The 19321-nt window shown below is 56.7% G+C and carries 18 protein-coding genes; 13 read left to right on the forward strand and 5 right to left on the reverse strand.

Annotated elements, in window-relative coordinates:
* Positions 1-37 precede the first annotated feature (37 nt).
* A complete protein-coding gene (locus Q1A43_RS00690) occupies positions 38-895 on the forward strand; it encodes an alpha/beta hydrolase (protein ID WP_366944215.1) in 858 nt (285 codons plus the stop codon).
* Here Q1A43_RS00690 and Q1A43_RS00695 read toward each other — a convergent pair.
* Together Q1A43_RS00695 and Q1A43_RS00700 are read right to left on the reverse strand one after the other, a co-directional pair.
* A complete protein-coding gene (locus tag Q1A43_RS00695) occupies positions 865-2379 on the reverse strand; it encodes a YifB family Mg chelatase-like AAA ATPase (RefSeq protein ID WP_299931704.1) in 1515 nt (504 codons plus the stop codon). The genes Q1A43_RS00690 and Q1A43_RS00695 overlap by 31 nt on opposite strands.
* Before the next feature lie 100 nt (positions 2380-2479).
* On the reverse strand, positions 2480-3343 hold the full coding sequence (locus tag Q1A43_RS00700) for a glutathione S-transferase family protein (RefSeq protein ID WP_299931706.1): 864 nt from the start codon (positions 3341-3343) through the stop codon (positions 2480-2482).
* A 198-nt stretch (positions 3344-3541) separates the two neighbouring features.
* On the opposite strand from Q1A43_RS00700, the gene Q1A43_RS00705 reads away from it, so the two are divergent.
* The 7 genes from Q1A43_RS00705 (at position 3542) to Q1A43_RS00735 (ending at position 10802) form a co-directional block, all read left to right on the forward strand.
* The gene (locus Q1A43_RS00705; protein ID WP_299931708.1) at positions 3542-4420 is read left to right on the forward strand and encodes an RNA polymerase factor sigma-32; all 879 of its coding nucleotides are present in this window, start codon (positions 3542-3544) and stop codon (positions 4418-4420) included.
* The gene (locus tag Q1A43_RS00710; protein WP_299931710.1) at positions 4417-5187 is read left to right on the forward strand and encodes a ChaN family lipoprotein; all 771 of its coding nucleotides are present in this window, start codon (positions 4417-4419) and stop codon (positions 5185-5187) included. The genes Q1A43_RS00705 and Q1A43_RS00710 overlap by 4 nt, the downstream gene beginning before the upstream one ends.
* A 65-nt stretch (positions 5188-5252) precedes the next feature.
* Entirely contained in the window at positions 5253-6452 is a 1200-nt protein-coding gene (gene coaBC, locus Q1A43_RS00715; RefSeq protein WP_299931712.1) for a bifunctional phosphopantothenoylcysteine decarboxylase/phosphopantothenate--cysteine ligase CoaBC, read from the forward strand.
* A gap of 39 nt (positions 6453-6491) precedes the next feature.
* Positions 6492-6947, forward strand: coding sequence for a dUTP diphosphatase (gene dut, locus Q1A43_RS00720; protein WP_299931714.1), 456 nt, complete (start codon positions 6492-6494; stop codon positions 6945-6947).
* 1 nt (position 6948) lies between these two features.
* Positions 6949-7986, forward strand: a complete 1038-nt coding sequence (gene moeB, locus Q1A43_RS00725) for a molybdopterin-synthase adenylyltransferase MoeB (RefSeq protein WP_299932499.1) — start codon at positions 6949-6951, stop codon at positions 7984-7986.
* Positions 7971-8723: a hypothetical protein gene (locus tag Q1A43_RS00730; protein ID WP_299931716.1), complete on the forward strand. Its 753-nt coding sequence runs from the start codon at positions 7971-7973 to the stop codon at positions 8721-8723. Before moeB ends, Q1A43_RS00730 begins: the two co-directional genes overlap by 16 nt.
* 69 nt (positions 8724-8792) lie before the next feature.
* The gene (locus Q1A43_RS00735; protein WP_299931718.1) at positions 8793-10802 is read left to right on the forward strand and encodes a M3 family metallopeptidase; all 2010 of its coding nucleotides are present in this window, start codon (positions 8793-8795) and stop codon (positions 10800-10802) included.
* A gap of 6 nt (positions 10803-10808) precedes the next feature.
* Here Q1A43_RS00735 and Q1A43_RS00740 read toward each other — a convergent pair whose 3' ends face one another.
* Entirely contained in the window at positions 10809-11804 is a 996-nt protein-coding gene (locus tag Q1A43_RS00740; protein WP_299931720.1) for a TraB/GumN family protein, read from the reverse strand.
* Positions 11805-11876: 72 nt separating this feature from the next.
* Between Q1A43_RS00740 and Q1A43_RS00745 the strand changes: the two genes are divergently transcribed.
* Together Q1A43_RS00745 and Q1A43_RS00750 are read left to right on the forward strand one after the other, a co-directional pair.
* On the forward strand, positions 11877-12557 hold the full coding sequence (locus Q1A43_RS00745) for a DUF2161 domain-containing phosphodiesterase (protein ID WP_299932502.1): 681 nt from the start codon (positions 11877-11879) through the stop codon (positions 12555-12557).
* A gap of 251 nt (positions 12558-12808) precedes the next feature.
* A complete protein-coding gene (locus tag Q1A43_RS00750; protein WP_299925513.1) occupies positions 12809-14092 on the forward strand; it encodes a DEAD/DEAH box helicase in 1284 nt (427 codons plus the stop codon).
* Between the two features lie 15 nt (positions 14093-14107).
* Here Q1A43_RS00750 and Q1A43_RS00755 read toward each other — a convergent pair whose 3' ends face one another.
* A complete protein-coding gene (locus tag Q1A43_RS00755) occupies positions 14108-15037 on the reverse strand; it encodes an L-lactate dehydrogenase (protein WP_299931722.1) in 930 nt (309 codons plus the stop codon).
* A 50-nt stretch (positions 15038-15087) separates the two neighbouring features.
* Positions 15088-16374, reverse strand: coding sequence for a metallophosphoesterase (locus Q1A43_RS00760; protein ID WP_299931724.1), 1287 nt, complete (start codon positions 16372-16374; stop codon positions 15088-15090).
* Positions 16375-16637: 263 nt separating this feature from the next.
* Between Q1A43_RS00760 and groES the strand changes: the two genes are divergently transcribed.
* From groES to Q1A43_RS00775, 3 genes are all read left to right on the forward strand, one after another.
* The gene (gene groES, locus Q1A43_RS00765; RefSeq protein WP_097805481.1) at positions 16638-16925 is read left to right on the forward strand and encodes a co-chaperone GroES; all 288 of its coding nucleotides are present in this window, start codon (positions 16638-16640) and stop codon (positions 16923-16925) included.
* 70 nt (positions 16926-16995) lie between these two features.
* Entirely contained in the window at positions 16996-18639 is a 1644-nt protein-coding gene (groL, locus tag Q1A43_RS00770; RefSeq protein ID WP_299925412.1) for a chaperonin GroEL, read from the forward strand.
* Positions 18640-18973: 334 nt separating this feature from the next.
* Positions 18974-19303: a hypothetical protein gene (locus Q1A43_RS00775; RefSeq protein ID WP_299925415.1), complete on the forward strand. Its 330-nt coding sequence runs from the start codon at positions 18974-18976 to the stop codon at positions 19301-19303.
* Positions 19304-19321: the final 18 nt, after the last annotated feature.

Raw genomic sequence — 19321 nt, forward strand, 5'->3', positions numbered from 1 at the left:
TTGGCAACTTAGATGTCTGAACAAATGGCTGCGGCATGTGATCAAGCCGCAGCTGACCAAAACGCGCGGGCCGGATGACGCCCGCAAGGCCTTGGACTTTTTGGCCGGGTTGGCGTTTCGCAAACCTCCCTTTTTGCGGCACTATATACGTCCCGGTGGCCTGCATTGGATCGCGTCTGGCCCGTGTCAAATAGGCAAAGCCATTCTTTTTTTCCACGGCGGCGGCTATGTCGCCGGGAGTCCGTGGGTATACGAAGGGCTGCTTGGCAGGCTGTCTCGTCTTTCGGGCATTGAGGTCTGTGCCCCGCATTATCGCTTGGCTCCAGAGTCCCCGGCCCCGGCGGCCTTTGACGATGCGTTGGCGGCGTGGGATCGGCTGATGGCGCAGGGGTTTGCGCCCAAAGACATCGTTTTGGGCGGTGATTCCGCCGGGGGTGGTATTGCCTTTGCGCTTTTGTCAGAGCTGTGCCGGCGCGGAACGGTTCCTGCGGGTGTGTTTTCAATGTCACCTTGCGTCGATTTCGCCCAAACCGGGGCAAGCCTCGAGACGAACAAAGACAGCGACGTGATTTTACCGGTCGCGCGGTTCCAAGAGCTAAGCGACATCGTTTTGGGCGACCTCGACCCCAAGGACCCGCGCATATCACCGTTGTTCGCGGCGTTTCCCAACTGCCCGCCGGTGATGATCCACTATTCCGAAACCGAGATTTTGCGCGATGATGCCACGCGATTGGCGGAGCGGTTGCGCAGTTTTGGCGGCGATGTTCGCTTGCAAAGCCTATCCGATGCGCCGCATGTCTGGCATCTGATGGATGGATGGCTGCCGGAGGCGCGCAAAAGTTTGCGCCAACTGGCAAGTTTTGCTCAGGATTCCTTGGTGGACACCAAACGATAAGACAGCGCTTCGGCCACATGTGGACGCTGTAGGTTTTCGCTTTGGTCCAAATCCGCAATGGTCCGGGCGACGCGCAAAACCCGGTGATAGCCACGCGCAGAAAGCCTGAACCGGTCCGCCGCGCGCAGCAAAAGATCCCGACTTTCGGGTTCAAGTGCGGCGATGTCTTCTAGGGCTTGCCCTTCGGCATCGGCATTGGTGTGCATATTGTCGTGGTTTTCAAACCTTGACCGCTGAAGGTCACGCGCGGCAGCAACCCGCTTGGCAACGGTCTCAGAACTCTCCCCAGTCGCAGGCAGATCGAGATCGGCGACGGAAACGGGCGGCACATCAAGACGCAGGTCAAACCGATCTATTAAGGGGCCGGAAATCCGCCCCAAATAGTCTTCTCCACAAATGGGTGCTCGGGAACAGGCCTGATTAGGGTCAGATAGATACCCACATTTGCATGGGTTTGCCGCCGCCAATAGCAGGAATCGGCAGGGGTAATTGATATGGGCATTGGCGCGGGCCACCATAACCTCGCCTGTTTCAACGGGCTGTCGGAGTGTTTCCAGAACCTGCCGCTGGAACTCTGGCAACTCATCTAGAAACAACACGCCGTTATGGGCCATGCTGACCTCGCCGGGTTTGGCACCGCGCCCGCCGCCGATGATCGCCGCCATAGATGCAGTGTGATGGGGTTGGCGATACGGGCGAGAGCGAGGAATTCCGCCTTCTTCCAAGATACCAGCCACCGAATGGATCATCGAGGTCTCTAGCGCCTCATGGGCGGACAGGGGCGGCAAGATACCGGGCATCCGTGCCGCCAACATGGATTTTCCGGACCCGGGAGTGCCGACCATAAATAGGTGATGCCGACCAGCCGCCGCAATTTCCAGCGCGCGTTTGGCCCGTTCCTGACCTTTGACATCACGCAGGTCTTTTGAGGATGTTTGTGCCGCGACTTCACCCGCGATGGCGGGTTCTAGAACGGCTTGCCCTGAATAGTGGCGCACCACATCCAAAAGCGTTTTGGCGGCGATGACATTGCAGGCATCGACCCAAGCGGCCTCTGGGCCGGAGGCATAGGGGCAAAGCAAGGCCCTATCATCATTGGCAGCAGACATGGCCGCGGGCAAAGCCCCTAAAACCGGAACCAATGCCCCATCTAGTGACAGCTCTCCCAAGGCAACGGTTTGCGCCACGGCGTCCTTGGGGATGATGTCCAAAGCCGCGAGCAACCCCAATGCAATGGGGAGATCGAAATGCGACCCTTCTTTGGGGAGATCCGCCGGTGAAAGGTTAATTGTGATCCGTTTGGATGGCAGCGCAATGGCAAGGGAGGCAAGCGCGGTGCGCACACGATCACGGGCCTCGGAGACGGCTTTGTTTGGTAGACCCACAATAGAAAACGCCGGCAGACCCGGGGTTATGGCGCATTGCACTTCGACGGGGCGCGCTTCGACCCCTTCGAATGCAACTGTATAGGCATGTGCAACCATGATCCCCGCTCCTTTGCCGGTGCCAGACATTGGCGGCCAAGCTTGAGACAATCATGGTTGCAAAAGTGTTAACGCCCCATTGAAATGGTTAAGATAGGTGTCAGGCCAGCAACGCCATAAACGCAGGCCATGCCTCTGGGTCGGCAACGGTTTTGGCGCGGCAATTAGCATTGCAGACGCCGAATGTCCGGCCTTTGACCTCAAACAAATGCGTGACAGGCTTGCCAGAATAGGGGCAATTCGCGTTTTCCGCCGTGCCGCTCTCAACGATATGGGCACTCAAAGGCTTGGGTCCGGGCCAATCTACGGTGTCAAAGTCTTTGGCATACCATGGCAGGGCAACGGCGCGGGCCTCACCCAAAGCGCGCCATCGGCGAAAGGCCAGGTCGGCCAAATGGCGCGCAACATAGGCTTGGGCCGCCTCGCCAACCGAAAGACCATAGCCCGCAATACGGGCCGCAACCGGGGCAAAGAACGCATCCACGGCCGAGTATTCTCCGCAGAGCCACGGGCCATTTGAACGCTCCAGAGCATGGCCCCAAACGTAGTCAATACGTGCCAAATCGGCCTTGGTTCCGTCAGATGGATCAAAGCCATTGTAGGCCACGGATAGGTTCATCGGGCATTCATTGCGTAGGCTATTGTACCCGGAATGCATTTCCGCCGCCAAGTTGCGGGCCAAAGCACGCATTGACGGATCGGATGGCCAAATACCGGCGTCGGGATGACGCGTTGCGAGTTCCTCGGCAATGGCGAGACTGTCCCAAACCACATCCCCGGTATCGGTGATCAAGGTCGGAACCGTGCGCGCCGGGGCGTGTGCCTTAAGCTGATTTGCAACGCTGTCTTGGTCAAATTCCACCAACTCGGGGCGGAACGGGATGCCAAACCGATGCAACAGTAGCCAGCCGCGCAAGGACCAGCTTGAATACGTATAGTCACCGATGATCAATCTATGGGTCATGAAATCTCCTGTCTTTATGTCAAGGGTGGATTAGTTTTTGCGAAATGGGAAATTCTCAATTGTGCGCGGGATTATCAGAAACATTGATCACAGCTCCGTCATCTCAGGGTTGTTCAAAGATTAATTCACCCCACATCTAATCCAAACGGCGCGCAAGACCGTATTCAAACTGTACCGCGTAACGACAGGGGGTTTACGATGGCACTGGACGGATTAAACGATAGGCAATTACCACGCGCAGCCATGAAGGCTGAGCTTTTGGATGCCGAAACTGAACAACAACTGGCCCGCGCGTGGCGTGACAATCGCGATGAGAAGGCGTTGCACCGCCTAATCAACGCCTATATGCGCCTTGCGATTTCACAAGCGTCAAAATTTAGACGCTATGGCGCGCCGATGAATGACCTGATCCAAGAGGCGGGTCTTGGGTTGATGAAAGCGGCCGATAAATTCGACCCGGATCGCGGTGTGCGTTTTTCGACATATGCCATTTGGTGGATCAAAGCGTCGATCCAAGATTACGTGATGCGCAATTGGTCGATGGTGCGTACCGGGTCAACCAGCGCGCAAAAATCTTTGTTTTTCAACATGAAACGTGTGCAGGCACAGATTGAGCGCGAAGCAACGGTCGCCGGTGAACCACTGGATGGACATCAGCTGCGCCACCGGATCGCGTCGGAAATTGGCGTGCCTTTGCGCGATGTTGAAATGATGGAAGGGCGCCTGTCGGGGTCTGATTTCTCGCTTAACGCCACGCAATCGACCGAAGATGAAGGGCGTGAATGGATTGATGCCTTGGCGGATGACGGCGCGCAGGCGGCGGAAATTGTTGCTGATCGTCATGATACGCTTCAGATGCGTGATTGGATTGTTGGCGCGATGGATCGTTTGAGCGATCGGGAACGCTACATTGTGCGCGAACGCAAGCTGCGCGACGTGCCCCGGACCCTCGAAAGCCTTGGCGAAGAACTCAACCTGTCCAAAGAGCGTATTCGTCAGGTTGAGGCCGCCGCGATGACCAAGATGCGGAAAAGCCTTGAAGAAAACGCCGACGAGGTGCATCAGTTCTTGGTATGAATTACGCTTTGATCGCTGCTGCCATGTTGGTTTGCCCTGTGCCTTTGTCGGCGCAGGACGTTATTTTCCTTGGTGAAACGCACGATAATCCGGGCCACCACAAGCGGCAGACCGAGCGTGTGATAGCAGCAAAACCCAGAGCTTTGGTTTTTGAAATGCTGACCACTGATCAGACCAGTTTGGTGACGCCGGACCTTGTCGGTAACGCTGATCAGCTTGAACAAGCGTTGGGTTGGGAAAGCTCGGGCTGGCCCGATTTTTCGATGTATTACCCGATCTTTGCTGCGGCACCAGAGGCCCAAGTTTTTGGCGGCGCTGTTCCGCGCGAAGATGCCCGGCGTTTAATGAGTGAACCGGTCCAAGCCGTTTTTGGTGAAGATGCTAAGCAGTTCGGGTTGGATCAGCCCTTGCCAGATACGCAGCAAACAAAGCGGGAAGCCATGCAAATGGCCGCCCATTGTGACGCGCTTCCTGAAAACATGTTGCCGATGATGGTGAATATGCAGCGGCTACGGGACGCTGCCTTGGCACGAGCTGTTGTTCAGGCGTTTGAGGAAACCGGTGGCCCGGTTGCTGTGATCACCGGCAACGGACATGCGCGCAAAGATTGGGGGGCACCGGTGATTTTGGACCGTGTTGCGCCCAATTTAGACATCTATTCGCTAGGCCAAGGCGAAGAGGGCGTTGGCCCGCCGGATGGGGTGTTTGACGAAATCACCTTTAGCCCGACGGTGGAACGCGACGATCCTTGCGCCGCGTTTAAATAACTGCCTGCGTTGAAACTTGTTGCGCGCGCGCGTAACACTTGGGCAAACGACGGGCAGGTGGGATCATGCTGACAGGCAAACGCATTCTTTTGATCATTGGTGGCGGGATCGCGGCCTATAAATGTCTTGATCTGATCCGACGCCTGCGCGAACGCGGCGCGGCAATCACGCCGGTCATGACTCGGGCCGCCGAACAATTTGTGACCCCCTTGTCCGTCGCCGCCTTGGCCGGAGAAGAAGTGCATCGCGATCTGTTCGACCTCACCAAAGAGGCGGAGATGGGGCATATCCAACTTAGCCGCGTTGCGGATTTGGTTGTGGTTGCCCCGGCGACCGCGGATTTGATGGGTAAGATGGCCAACGGGTTGGCCAGTGATCTGGCGACCACTTTGTTGATGGCGACCGACACGCCGGTGATGATTGCCCCGGCGATGAATGTGCGTATGTGGGATCACCCGGCGACACAGCGCAATTTGACCACGCTAAAGGCCGACGGGGTTTCGGTTGCTGGGCCAAATGACGGAGATATGGCCTGTGGCGAATATGGTCCGGGGCGCATGGCGGAACCGATGGAGATTGTCGCCGCCATTCAAACCGCGTTTGCCGACGGTCCGCTTCGTGGTCGCAAGGTTTTGGTCACGTCTGGCCCGACACATGAACCCATTGATCCGGTGCGCTATATCGCCAATCGGTCCTCGGGTGCGCAGGGCACGGCCATCGCCAATGCGCTACGGGCGCTGGGGGCGGATGTGACCTTTGTCACCGGCCCGGCCGAGGCGGCCCGGCCAACAGGCGTAGACGTCATCGAGGTCCAATCCGCCCGCGAGATGCATGAGGCTGTGATCAATGCCCTGCCAGTGGACGCCGGGGTTTTTGCGGCGGCTGTGGCGGATTGGCGGGTGGCCAGCGCTTCGGACAGCAAGATCAAAAAGACAAAAGGCGGATTGCCGGTTTTGGAATTTGCCGAAAACCCGGACATTTTGGCCGAGGTCTCCCAGATGGACGGGGGGAGACCGGATTTGGTGGTTGGCTTTGCCGCCGAGACCGACGATGTGGTTGCCAATGCAACCTCCAAACGGGTGCGTAAGGGCTGTGATTGGATCGTTGCCAATGACGTGTCGCCGGAAACCGGCATCATGGGCGGATCAGAAAACGCGATTGTTTTGATTTCTGAGGATGGGTCGGAAGACTGGCCACGTATGAGCAAAGATGAAGTTGCACGGGCATTGGCGGATCGTATCGCGGCCTATCTGGGCGACAGCTAACGCGCGCCGCTTTCAGCGCAACGAGAAATGGGGGCAGGTGTGATTGCTGTTCAATTGATGTGGGATGAGGGTGCCGACCAATCCCTAGGGTTGCCTCACTATGCCTCGCATGGGGCGGCGGGCGCGGACCTGCGGGCCAATTTTACGGATCGGCAAAGCATAGAACTGGCCCCCGGATCGCGCATTTTGGTCCCGACCGGGTTGCGCTTGGCCATCCCGAAAGGGTTTGAGGTTCAGCTGCGACCGCGCAGTGGTTTGGCGTTGAAACATGGCATCACCTTGCCCAATAGCCCCGGCACGATCGACAGTGATTATCGCGGGCCTTTGGGGGTCATTGTGATGAATGTAGGGCAGGAGCCGTTTGTCATTGCGCATGGCGATCGGATCGCACAGATGATCGTCGCCCCTGTTGTGCAGGCGCAATTTGAGCTGGTCTCCGAATTGGATGATACAGCGCGCGGTGCCGGCGGATTTGGCTCCACCGGGAGGCAATGACGTGATCCTTGTTCTTGGCTTGGCAGCGCTGATTTGGGGTGTTGGCCACTTGACCAAAGCGCCAAAACCGCTGCGCTGGGCCTTGTTGATGGTGCTCTTTGGGGCGGTGATCCTGTTGCATCTGGTGCTGCCTGACGGCCACCCATTGCGCATCGCAACAGGCGGGTCTGCGGCCTTTTGGCTGATCCTGCTGGGATTCTCCGCCATGGTCTGGGTCTATCGGGTTGGCTTGGCTAAACTGCGATCCAAAGCGCAGGCCAAGGAGATACCCGTGACCCAGAATGAAAGCCTTTTTGCCGAAGGCGAGCTGTCGCGCTATGCCCGCCATATCGTTTTGCGTGAACTCGGCGGGCCGGGGCAGAAAAAGCTAAAAGAGGCCAAGGTTTTGGTCATTGGGGCAGGGGGTCTTGGCTCTCCGGCCTTGCTCTATTTGGCAGCGTCGGGCGTTGGCACCATCGGGGTGATTGATGACGATGTCGTCGACGCAGGTAACTTGCAGCGGCAAGTTATTCACAGCGATGACGCCATTGACACCCCCAAGGTGTTTTCCGCCGAAACGCGGATGAAGGCCATTAACCCCTATCTCAAAGTGCGGCCCTACAAACGCCGCCTGTCCGCCGACATCGCCAAAGAGCTTATGGCCGACTATGATGTTGTTCTGGATGGAACCGACAATTTTGACACCCGCTACTTGGTCAATGAAACGGCGGTTGCCTTGGGCAAACCTCTGATTTCCGGCGCACTTAGCCAGTGGGAGGGTCAGGTCAGCGTCTTTGATCCGGCCAACGGCGGGCCGTGTTACCAGTGCATTTTCGCAAGCGCACCGGCTCCGGAATTGGCCCCAAGCTGTGCCGAAGCAGGCGTTTTGGGGCCTTTGCCCGGCGTTGTTGGGTCGATGATGGCCGTCGAGGCGGTCAAATTGATCACCGGGGCGGGCGCGGTTTTGCGGGGCGAGATGTTAATCTATGACGCGCTCTGGGGCGAAACCCGAAAAATCACGTTGAAAAAACGTGAGGGCTGCCCGTGCTGCGGGGGCTGATCTGGGCCGGGCATGTGGGTTGGATCCTGTTTCTGACGCTGCTCACGCAATTGGGCGGTTTGGCTTGGCTGATTGCTTTGCGGTTTCGTCAACGGGTTTTGGTTTTTCTGCTGGTTTATGCGGCGCTGTGGGGAGCGGCGCTACAGATCGCGCCGTTTTTCGGGCGGGTGGCTTTGCCCTGTTTCGGAGAAACGCTCCGGGCGCAGTCGGTGTTTTATTGCGTGACAATGCGCCATTTTGTGACGCCTGAGATGGCGGATGTCGCACAAATCGCCGCCGACAAAGTTGCGCAAGAATATCCGGGGACGCAGACGCTTTACCTCGATGGCAACTTGCCCTTTTGGGAGGGTTTCCCCCTGATCCCGCACTTGTCACATGACGATGGTGAAAAGCTGGACTTTGCTTTTTTCTATCGCGATGCGCAGGGATATTTGCCCGGTCAAACGCGGTCTCCCATCGGGTATTTTGCCTTTGAGACTCTGGAGGCCAAGCAATGTCCAGATGCTTGGCCAACGATGCGGTGGTCTTTGACGCCGTTGCAACCTTTGTGGTCCGATTTTGAGGTGGATAGGGCAAGGACACGAGCCTTGACCCAAGCACTGCTTAACGATCCGCGGGTTTCCAAGCTGTTCCTCGAGCCGCCTTTAGCAAAAGATTTGGGACTAAGCGATGAAAAACTGCGGTTCCAAGGATGCCGGGCAGCACGCCATGATGATCACTTGCATTTGCAGCTTTGATTTCGTGTAAGCCATTGCAGCCATGGGTTGCGCACCCTAGGTTTCAGCCAAAGATATGGAGATGCGTCAATGACCAACCCGCTGTTGCAAGAATGGGATACGCCTTTTGGGCTGCCGCCTTTTAACAAGATCGCAGATGGTGATTTTGCCCCGGCCTTTGACGCCGCAATGGCGCAGGATTTGCAAGAGGTCGAGGCCTTGGTCGCCAACCCTGAGGCCCCAGATTTTGCCAATACCATCGAAGGGTTGATGCGCACCGGCGCGGCCTTGGACAAGGTGGCCTCGGTCTTTTTCAACATTTCGGGCTCCGATAGCAATGAAACCCGCGAAGCCCTAATGCGGGAGTTTTCGCCGAAACTCTCGGCGCATAGCTCTGCGATTTATTCCAACACCGCGCTGTTTGAACGCATTCAAGCGGTTTGGGAGGCACGTGACACGCTTGACCTAAATGATGAACAAAGCCGGGTTTTGATGTTGTTGCATCGCAATTTTGTCCGTGCCGGCGCGGCCTTGGACGGGGCCGAGGCCGACCGGATGACCGAGGTGAAAAACCGTCTGGCGGTTTTGGGCACATCCTTCACGCAGAACCTTTTGGCGGATGAGCGTGATTGGGTCATGGAGGTCTCTGAGGCGGACCTAGACGGGTTGCCTGATTTTGTTATCGGCGCGATGCGTGCGGCGGGCGAGGAGCGTGGTCTTGGCCCGGTTGTGACGTTGTCACGGTCGGTCATTGTGCCGTTTTTGCAGTTTTCCCCCAAACGGGCGTTGCGCGAACGTGCCTATCAGGCATGGGGCGCACGCGGGGCCAATGGTGGCGCGACAGACAACCGGGATATTGCCAATGAAACCCTAGCGTTGCGCGAAGAGCGCGCCAAGCTTTTGGGCTATGACGACTTTTCGGGGTTCAAGTTGGAAACCGAGATGGCGGGCACGCCGGACAAGGTGCGCGAGCTGTTGATGGCGGTTTGGGGACCGGCCAAAACCCAAGCGGACGCGGATGCACAGGTTTTGGAAACCATGCTGAAAGCCGACGGGATAGACGGCCCGTTAGAGGCGTGGGATTGGCGCTATTACGCCGAAAAACGGCGCAAGGCGGAACATGATCTCGATGAGGCAGAGGTCAAACCCTATTTCCAATTGGAGAAGATGATCGAGGCCTCGTTTGATTGCGCCACGCGGCTGTTTGATCTCGAATTCGCGCCCCTAGACGTGCCTTTGTATCACGAAGATGCCCGCGCTTGGGAAGTCACCCGCAATGGTGCCCCGGTTGCGGTGTTCATCGGTGACTATTTTGCCCGCGGGTCAAAACGGTCGGGCGCGTGGTGTTCGGCGATCCGTTCACAACGCAAATTCCCCGATGTGCAAATCCCGATTGTCGTCAACGTGTGCAACTTTGCCAAAGGCGATCCGGCTCTGCTGTCCTATGATGATGCGCGCACCTTGTTCCATGAATTTGGTCATGCGCTGCACCAAATGCTATCGGATGTGACCTATGACATGATTTCTGGCACCTCGGTGGCACGTGATTTTGTCGAACTACCAAGCCAGCTTTATGAGCACTGGCTTGAAGTGCCGGAGGTGTTGGAAAAATTCGCCACCCATGCCGAAACCGGTGACCCGATGCCCAAGGCCTTGCTTGACAAAGTGCTTGGTGCCGCGAATTTCGATATGGGGTTCCAGACGGTTGAATATGTCGCCTCGGCCTTGGTTGATCTGGCCTTTCATGACGGTCCGGCCCCGGCGGATGTGATGCAAAAGCAGGCCGAAGTGTTGGAAAACATCGGCATGCCGCGCGCAATTTCGATGCGCCATGCCACGCCGCATTTCGCCCATGTGTTTTCCGGCGACGGCTACAGCAGCGGCTATTATAGCTATATGTGGTCCGAAGTGATGGACGCAGATGCCTTTGCCGCGTTCGAAGAGGTCGGTGATCCGTTTGACGCGGATATGGCCGCCAAGCTTGAAAAACACATCCTGTCGGCCGGTGGATCACAGGACGCCGAGGCGCTTTATCTGGCGTTCCGTGGGCGGATGCCTGGGGTCGATGCCCTTTTGAAAGGTCGCGGGTTGGCCGCCTGATCTCGCTTAAAACTCTTGGCGCTCGAGGGTGAAGCCTTCTTGCGCCAAGAGGCTCAAAACCCCCGCATCCCCCATCAAATGCGCCGCGCCAAAGGCTGCGACAATCGGGGCATCGTGCTGGGCAGCCGCATCAAGTATGACCGGAATCCAGGCTGTGTTGCGGGTTTCAAGAAGGTCTTTGTTAAGATCGGCAAACACCTCATCGGCAAGTTCCGCGTTCATCCCGACCAACTCAGGTGTTAGAATACGGTTGATATGCCAGCCTTCGGCGACGCTCTCTTCGAAGTAGCTATTGAACATTGTCGCCATTGCGTCTTCGGCGTCTTTGGGGGCCATCAGGCCAACCATCATCATGTCGATCTGTTCCTGAATTGGGTCTTTGGAAAAGATTTTGAACAATGTCTGGACGTCTTCAAGCGATTGGGTGGGCACCCCGGCGGCGTTGGCGATGTCGTTTAGCTGGGCATCCAAACCGCCAGTCCCCTCCATGACCTCTTGTTGCATACAGGGAGGGATTGCCAATGTCATCGACAGGAACCAAGGCTGCATTTTCGCCGCCATAAAAGGCGGAATGTTGTGATCTTTGGCGCGTTGCGCCAGCTTTTGCCATTCCTCGTCGCTCATCAGATCAATCAGGGATTTGCCCTGAAGCAGGATCAGCGAGGTATCTGTCGCGATTTGTTTTTCAAGTTCTGCTTCGGCAACGTCATTAGCTTCGAGCAAGACAACACCAGCGGATTCGACAATCGGCGTCAATCGCGCGACCGGCCCTTGCATGCGTGGGTCATTGATATGCAAAGTGCCGACCAGATAGATGGTTTCGTCGCCTTTGGTTGCCGTCCAAAAGTTGCCCTTGGCATAAGGGGTGCTTTCGATCGTTTGGGCGAGCTCTTGCCTCTGAGCGTCGCTTAGACCGGGGCGGAGATCTTGCCCGCTACAGGCTGCAACGGCCGGGGTGGCAAAGGCAAAGGTGGCACAGGCAAGGGCAAGACATCGTAACATGGTGGCTCCGGCAATCTATTTGGGGCAATCTAAGCCCGTTGAGCAATGGAATGACAAGTGAAACAGGCAGATATGCGGCGGGAAAGCGATCTTTACGAGCCGGTTAAGGCGCTCCTGCGACGGCAGGGTTATGAGGTCAAGGGCGAGGTCGGCGCGGCGGATGTTGTGGCGATCCGCGCAGATGAGCCGCCGGTCATTGTTGAGTTGAAACTGACTATCTCCCTTTCGTTGTACCATCAGGCCGTGGCGCGGTTAAGCGTAACCGATACCGTGTATATTGCCGTGCCCAAACCCAAGGGCAAAACCGCCAAACGCGCGCTTAAGGATAATCTGGCCATGTGCCGTCGGTTGGGTTTGGGTTTTATCACGGTGCGCGAAGATCAGACAGTTGAGGTCCAATGTGACCCAGGCCCCTATGCGCCGCGCAAAAGCAAAAAGCGCCAGACGCGGTTGTTGCGGGAGTTTCACCGGCTTGAAGGTGATCCGAACCAAGGCGGAGCAACGCGGCATGGCATTGTCACTGGCTATCGTCAGGACGCCTTGAAATGCGCGGCGATGTTGGCCGAAGTCGGGGCCAGCCGGGGCAAGGATGTTGCCAAGGCGACCGGGGTGGCCAAGGCCACGACAATCATGCGGTCAAACCACTACGGATGGTTTGAAAAGGTCGAAACCGGTGTTTATGCGTTATCCGAGACGGGCCTTCAGGGGTTAAAACACTGGGCCTATAGCTGGGATGACCCTAAAGACTCTTGACGCAGGACACTTTAACCTCCATGTGACACAGGTTGCTGCGCTGCCGCGTGAGCATGCCGAGCTCTGAGCTCTCAGCAACACCAGATACGTTTCCCAATCACGCAGGGTTGCAAAGGCAAAGCCGGATAGCGCGGGATACGCCCAGCTATCCCGAGGTCTTGCCCACCCTCATGTGGCCGCACATTCCTGTGTGGCTGTGTATCTCTGTCCCATTTGGCATAGGGCCGATGGGGCCAGTAAAGGAATTCCATTTGTTCGACTTTAGCGAACTGGGCCTCAAGCCCGCTCTCAACGCTGCTTTGGAAGCGGCGGGTTTCGAAAAACCAACACCTATCCAAACCCAAGCTGTGCCATTGGCGCTTGAAGGGCACGACATCATGGGCCTCGCCCAGACCGGGACCGGCAAAACGCTGGCCTTTGGCTTGCCTTTGGTCAACCATCTGCTCGGCCTACACGGCAAGCCCGATCCCAAAACCGCGCGGGCGCTTATTCTTGCTCCTACTCGGGAATTGGTGAACCAGATCGCCGACAACCTCAAAGTTTTAACCTCCAAAACACCGATCCGGGTGACAACCGTGGTTGGCGGTCAATCGATCAACAAACAGATTCAGACTCTTGCACGCGGCACGCATGTTCTTGTGGCGACGCCGGGGCGTTTGATTGACCTGATGGACCGTCGCGCCGTTGATCTTAAGGCGGTTCAACACCTTATCTTGGACGAAGCCGACCAGATGCTCGACATGGGCTTTATCCATGCGCTGCGCAAAATCGCGCCGGCGCTGGGCACCCCACGCCAGACCATGTTGTTTTCGGCGACAATGCCAAAACAGATGGAAGAGCTGAGCCGCGCCTATCTGAACGACCCGAAAAAGGTTCAGGTGTCGCCCCCCGGCAAAGCCGCCGACAAGGTCACCCAATCGGTGCATTTCGTCGAAAAAGCTGGCAAGCCGCGCAAGCTGCGTGAAATCCTGTCGGATGATCCCAATGCGTTGACGCTTGTTTTCTCGCGCACCAAACATGGGGCTGAACGCCTGATGAAGGGGCTTGTCGCCGATGGCTACAACGCCGCGTCGATCCATGGCAACAAGAGCCAAGGCCAACGTGACCGTGCCATCAAGGCGTTCCGCGCTGGTGAAATCAATATCCTTGTTGCTACCGACGTCGCGGCGCGGGGGATCGATATTCCTGGTGTGGCTTATGTGGTGAACTTCGATCTGCCCGAGGTTGCCGAAAACTATGTGCACCGGATCGGCCGGACGGCACGTGCGGGCCGTGACGGTCAGGCGATTGCCTTTTGTGCCGCTGACGAAGTCCTATTGCTGCGTCAAATTCAGAAGCTGATGAAGATCGATATTCCTGTGGCATCCGGTGTTGAGCCAGAGCCGGTTGATCGCCCCAAACAGCAACGTGGCGGCGGCGGCGGCGGACGTAACCGCAGTGGCGGCGGCGGATTCCGTAGTGGTGGTGGCAAGCCAGCCAACAGCAACGGCCGCCCGTCGGGTGGCCCAAAACGGCGCCGCTCTGGTCGCCGTTAAACAATAGGGCAGGGGTCAGAGCGACACCTGCTCCACTGTTGTTTTCAAAAGTTCAGCCGAGGCTCTTAGGGCCTCGGTTTCTTTGTCTGAGAGGTCCGGGAGTAACTCTGCGCTCACCCCTTGCGCCCCGACAACTCGTGGCACCGAACAGGCCACATCATGTACCCCCAAGACATCGGACACCGAGGAAACGGTCAAAACCGCCTGCTCATCCGATGTGATTGCGGAAACGATGCGGGCCAAACCGGCCCCGATTCCGTACCACGTCGCGCCTTTGCCCTCGATGATCGTATAGGCGGCGTGGCGAACGCCGTAGTCAATTGTTTGGCGGACATCTTCGGTGATGGCATTGCCGACCTGTGCCGCAAAACTGGCGACCGAAGCCGATCCGGCGCGCGCCGATGACCACGCGAGAACTTCGGAATCGCCATGTTCACCAAGGACATAACCATGCACTGACCGTGGCGCGATGCCCAAATGACGCCCCAACAACCATCGAAACCGGGCTGTGTCCAAAATAGTGCCCGATCCGATCACCCGTTCCGGAGGCAGGCCGGAAAGACGCTGGGTGATTTGCCCCATGATGTCGACGGGGTTAGAGGCCACCAACAAAATTGCGTCGGGGCAAACCGCCATGACCTCACCAACTACAGATCGAAACACCTCGGCGTTGCGATCCAACAATTGCAGGCGGGTTTCGCCGGGTTTCTGGCTGACCCCGCAGGCCAAGATGACAACACCCGCCCCGGCAAGGTCGGCGTAGTCGCCGGCGTCTACTTGGACGGCATGGGCAAAGGGGACCGCATGGGCAATGTCTTCGGCCTCGGCGCGGGCACGGGCCTTGTCGAGATCGACCAATACAATCCGCGATGCCGCCCCGCGCATGACGCAGGAAAACGCCGCGGCCGATCCGACCATCCCGGCCCCGACAATTCCGATTTTCATGGTGTTACTCCTGTTACCGAGATGGAGCTTACGTCACTTTGTTAGCGCTGTCATTGACCCGTGTCACATTGTGGTCGCGCGTCCATGGCCTTGGCATAATAGCGGCCACTGACTGTGCCGCGTTTGGTTTTAAGCACCGCCTCCATCCGCGCGGCCAAGGCTGCGTTTTGGGACGACGGCCAAGAGGCGATGATCTGGCTTAGGGATTTGCCGCCGCATGCGCCTTTGGTCGGGCAGTAGGTCTCGGTGAAATCATAGCGGTTGGCATCGGCCCAATTATGACCTGTCACCTCACTGGCGTAAAAGGTTGTTGCTTCGGTCATGTCGTGGGCTGCATTCATGGTAAAAAGCTTCATCGCCGGATTGTTGCCGTGGTCCGTTGTGATGCCGGGAATGCCGATGGCGAGCCCGGCGACATCACCGGAGCAGGTCCACATCCGCCGCATATCATCAAGGTGGGTATGAGCGGTCAGAACGCCGGTGATCTGGGCAAAAAACTCCGCCATAAGCGTGGTAAACCGATTTTCGACCGACAGGGTTTGACCGGCGGGACCAATGATTTTCAGATCTGGATCCCACATGGGGCTCCCGCCAAAACCGTCTAATCCCGGGGGAACGTGCATCGCAATCAACACCCGCTCGGAGTTGGCCTTTGCGTCGCTCAATTGATTGTCTAGCCATGTGATCTGAGCTTCGGCGGCTTTTTGAATGTCGGTGTCGGTCATGTAGGGCTGACAAGGATTCCAATGAAACCCACGCCCATAGCGGGCGTTGAACATCACTGTGTTCAAGGTGATCAACCGCAATGATGTGTCCGTTGGACCAAGCGGATAGGCGGAATAGTAGCCGATGGACACGGCGCTTTGATCGATCAACGTGTCTTGTGCGTTGAGTGCGGGCCATGTTCCGGAGCTTGCCGAGGCAAAAGGTGTTTGGTCGGATTGATCGGTGAACTGGCAATAATCACCGGCATTGGTGTCGTTATTTCCGGGCAAAAAGTAGAGTCGTTGGGATGCGCCAGCAATATTGGCAAGGCCGCCCAACACGGTGGTGAATTCTTGTTTGCGCGTCGGCTCGAGTTCGCCATGGGCGGGCATATCGCCCAAATAAATGGTAAACGCGGGCTGTTCGCGGGTGATCAAGTCCTTGGCCTTAGTCTGTGCATTCTGCCACAGGGTCAGGCTGGTTTCATGCCCATGACCCCATTTGCCAGACAGGGCGCGAACACCGTAATGCACATCGCTTAGGGCTAGAAATTGGGTCTCCGCCAAAGACGTTGATGTGAGTGAGGTCAGACAGGCCAAGGCGATGAACGGCAAAGTCTTCCAATTGGGCATCAAAGTGATCCTTGTTGGTGAAATCGACGATTGAAAGGGCCAAGCCTCGGCCAAAATGCGATTCGCCGCTAGGTTTGAATGATCTCATTCAATCGGGGAGTGACGCTTTGTTAAGGAACCTGATCAAATTTCTTGTCACGGGATGTTGACTCAGTCCTGATCGCTGCCTAGCTATGCATCGTTAGCACTCGCACTTGATGAGTGCTAATGGCCCTCAGCAGGGGGTCTATAGAGGATAACTTTGAGCCAAGGAGACTCGAAGAATGGCATTTACACCGCTTCACGATCGCGTAGTTGTTCGCCGCCTAGAAGGTGAAGAAAAGACCGCCGGTGGTCTGATCATCCCTGAAAGCGCAAAAGAAAAGCCCGCTGAAGGCAAAGTTGTTGCCGTAGGCGCAGGCGCACGTGACGAAGACGGCGACCGCATCGCAATGGACGTTAAAGAGGGTGACACCATCCTGTTTGGCAAATGGTCCGGTACAGAGATCACTCTGGACGGCGAAGAGCTGCTGATCATGAAAGAAAGCGACATCCTCGGCATTATCGGCTGAACGATGGCTTGATGGCGGTTTGCGCCATCCTTTCTGACCAACATCTATATGAATTCTTAGGAGAATACACATGGCCGCTAAGGACGTGAAATTCGATACCGACGCCCGCAACCGTATGCTGGCAGGCGTCAACATCCTCGCAGATGCTGTTAAAGTAACACTGGGCCCCAAAGGCCGTAACGTTGTTCTGGACAAATCGTTCGGCGCACCGCGCATCACCAAAGACGGTGTCTCTGTTGCCAAAGAGATCGAGCTTGAAGACAAGTTCGAGAACATGGGCGCACAGATGGTCAAAGAAGTGGCCTCGCGCACCAATGACGAAGCTGGCGACGGTACAACAACCGCCACAGTTCTGGCTCAGGCCATCGTCAAAGAAGGTCTCAAGCAGGTTGCAGCCGGTCTGAACCCAATGGACCTCAAGCGCGGCATCGATCTTGCGACTGCCAAAGTTGTTGACGGCATCAAGGGCATGGCCCGTGAAGTTAAAGACAGCGACGAAGTTGCTCAGGTTGGCACCATCTCTGCCAACGGTGAAGAAGCCATTGGTCAGCAAATCGCAGACGCGATGCAGCGTGTTGGCAACGAAGGTGTTATCACCGTCGAAGAAAACAAAGGCCTCGAAACCGAGACCGACGTTGTTGAAGGCATGCAGTTCGACCGTGGTTACCTGTCGCCTTACTTTGTCACCAATGCTGACAAAATGACCGCCGAGCTGGAAGACTGCCTGATCCTGCTGCACGAGAAGAAACTCTCGTCGCTGCAGCCAATGGTTCCTCTGCTCGAGCAAGTGATCCAGTCGCAAAAGCCACTGCTGATCATTGCCGAAGACGTTGAAGGCGAAGCGCTGGCAACTCTGGTTGTTAACAAACTGCGTGGCGGCCTGAAAATTGCTGCTGTCAAAGCTCCTGGCTTTGGTGATCGTCGCAAAGCCATGCTGCAGGACATCGCGATCCTGACAGGCGGCCAAGTGATCGCAGAAGACCTCGGCATGAAGCTCGAATCCGTGACCATGGACATGCTTGGCACCGCCAAGAAAGTTCAGATCACCAAAGACGAGACCACTGTTGTGGACGGCGCTGGCGAAAAAGCAGAGATCGAAGCACGTGTTGCTCAGATCCGCGCTCAGATCGAAGAAACGTCTTCTGATTATGACCGTGAAAAGCTGCAGGAACGTGTTGCTAAACTGGCTGGCGGCGTTGCCGTTATCCGCGTTGGCGGCATGACCGAGGTTGAAGTTAAAGAGCGCAAAGATCGTGTTGACGATGCTCTGAACGCAACCCGCGCTGCTGTTCAAGAAGGCGTCATCGTTGGTGGTGGTGTTGCTCTGGTTCAGGCCGGTAAAGCTCTCGAAGGCATGGAAGGCGCAAACGCCGACCAGAACGCCGGTATTGCAATTGTTCGCCGCGCTCTCGAAGCGCCTCTGCGTCAGATCGCAGAGAACGCGGGTGTTGACGGTGCGGTTGTTGCGGGCAAAGTCCGCGAGTCGACAGACAACAACTTCGGCTTCAACGCTCAGACCGAAGAATATGGCGACATGTTCTCCTTCGGCGTTATCGACCCTGCCAAAGTTGCACGTACCGCTCTCGAAGATGCCTCTTCGGTTGCTGGTCTGCTGATCACCACCGAAGCCATGGTTGCCGACAAGCCGTCGAAAGACGGCGGCATGCCAGCTGGCGGAATGCCCGACATGGGCGGCATGGGCGGCATGATGTAAGCAACAGATCTTTCGATCTGTGCGACCTGACAGGCGGCCTTGCTTTGCGAAGGCCCGCCGAGAAGGAAAGACGAATTCTTTTTGGGAATTCTGTCGACATGCGAGAGTGTAAAGGCCCCACCTGGGCCTTTATCACGACAGCCCCACGTACTATTTTCAAAGGCTCCCTTCTGGGGGCCTTTGTTTTTTAATCTGCAAGTCCGAGTGGCTTAGGAGTTTTGGCGTGCGACCCGCATCAGCAATTGCGACAAAGTAATATTGCCCTTGCGTCTTCTTCAATTGAAGGCAATCTGTTAACCTATCATGCCTAGGATAATGAGGCTTGGGGGAAGACATGAGTTGCCACAATCTCAGAAAAGGCCTGATGGTCAGCGTTCCGGACGGAATGCGCCGACAATTGTTGGCGATTTCGCCTGCCAACTTGCCAATGGGCTATCTGGTGCGCCAATCCTTGTTAAAGGCTCTAAAAGAAGATCTCGATTGGGTTGATGAGGTTGCGACAGGCTCTTCTGAACCTTTGTTGATCCCTCTTTCACTTGATGAACGCATGCAATTATCCGAACGGATCAATGGCCGCGATACAAGCGAACAAGTCGCTGTGTTGTCGCTTGTTGCAGTTGTCCTTGAAGGGATGCAGTCGAAAGACAAGGGTGCCCTTGCCTAAGCGCCAATGATGCGCTTT

It is taken from the genome of uncultured Pelagimonas sp. (assembly GCF_947498515.1).
Classification (GTDB): Bacteria; Pseudomonadota; Alphaproteobacteria; order Rhodobacterales; family Rhodobacteraceae; genus Pelagimonas.

Excerpts from the sequence above, each read along its gene's own strand:
- Q1A43_RS00695 (WP_299931704.1), bottom strand. The coding sequence starts at position 2,379 with ATGGTTGCACATGCCTATACAGTTGCATTCGAAGGGGTCGAAGCGCGC.
- Q1A43_RS00700 (WP_299931706.1), bottom strand. The coding sequence starts at position 3,343 with ATGACCCATAGATTGATCATCGGTGACTATACGTATTCAAGCTGGTCC.
- Q1A43_RS00705 (WP_299931708.1), top strand. The coding sequence starts at position 3,542 with ATGGCACTGGACGGATTAAACGATAGGCAATTACCACGCGCAGCCATG.
- Q1A43_RS00710 (WP_299931710.1), top strand. The coding sequence starts at position 4,417 with ATGAATTACGCTTTGATCGCTGCTGCCATGTTGGTTTGCCCTGTGCCT.
- coaBC (WP_299931712.1), top strand. The coding sequence starts at position 5,253 with ATGCTGACAGGCAAACGCATTCTTTTGATCATTGGTGGCGGGATCGCG.
- Q1A43_RS00735 (WP_299931718.1), top strand. The coding sequence starts at position 8,793 with ATGACCAACCCGCTGTTGCAAGAATGGGATACGCCTTTTGGGCTGCCG.
- Q1A43_RS00740 (WP_299931720.1), bottom strand. The coding sequence starts at position 11,804 with ATGTTACGATGTCTTGCCCTTGCCTGTGCCACCTTTGCCTTTGCCACC.
- Q1A43_RS00745 (WP_299932502.1), top strand. The coding sequence starts at position 11,877 with ATGCGGCGGGAAAGCGATCTTTACGAGCCGGTTAAGGCGCTCCTGCGA.
- Q1A43_RS00755 (WP_299931722.1), bottom strand. The coding sequence starts at position 15,037 with ATGAAAATCGGAATTGTCGGGGCCGGGATGGTCGGATCGGCCGCGGCG.
- Q1A43_RS00760 (WP_299931724.1), bottom strand. The coding sequence starts at position 16,374 with ATGCCCAATTGGAAGACTTTGCCGTTCATCGCCTTGGCCTGTCTGACC.
- groES (WP_097805481.1), top strand. The coding sequence starts at position 16,638 with ATGGCATTTACACCGCTTCACGATCGCGTAGTTGTTCGCCGCCTAGAA.
- groL (WP_299925412.1), top strand. The coding sequence starts at position 16,996 with ATGGCCGCTAAGGACGTGAAATTCGATACCGACGCCCGCAACCGTATG.
- Q1A43_RS00775 (WP_299925415.1), top strand. The coding sequence starts at position 18,974 with ATGAGTTGCCACAATCTCAGAAAAGGCCTGATGGTCAGCGTTCCGGAC.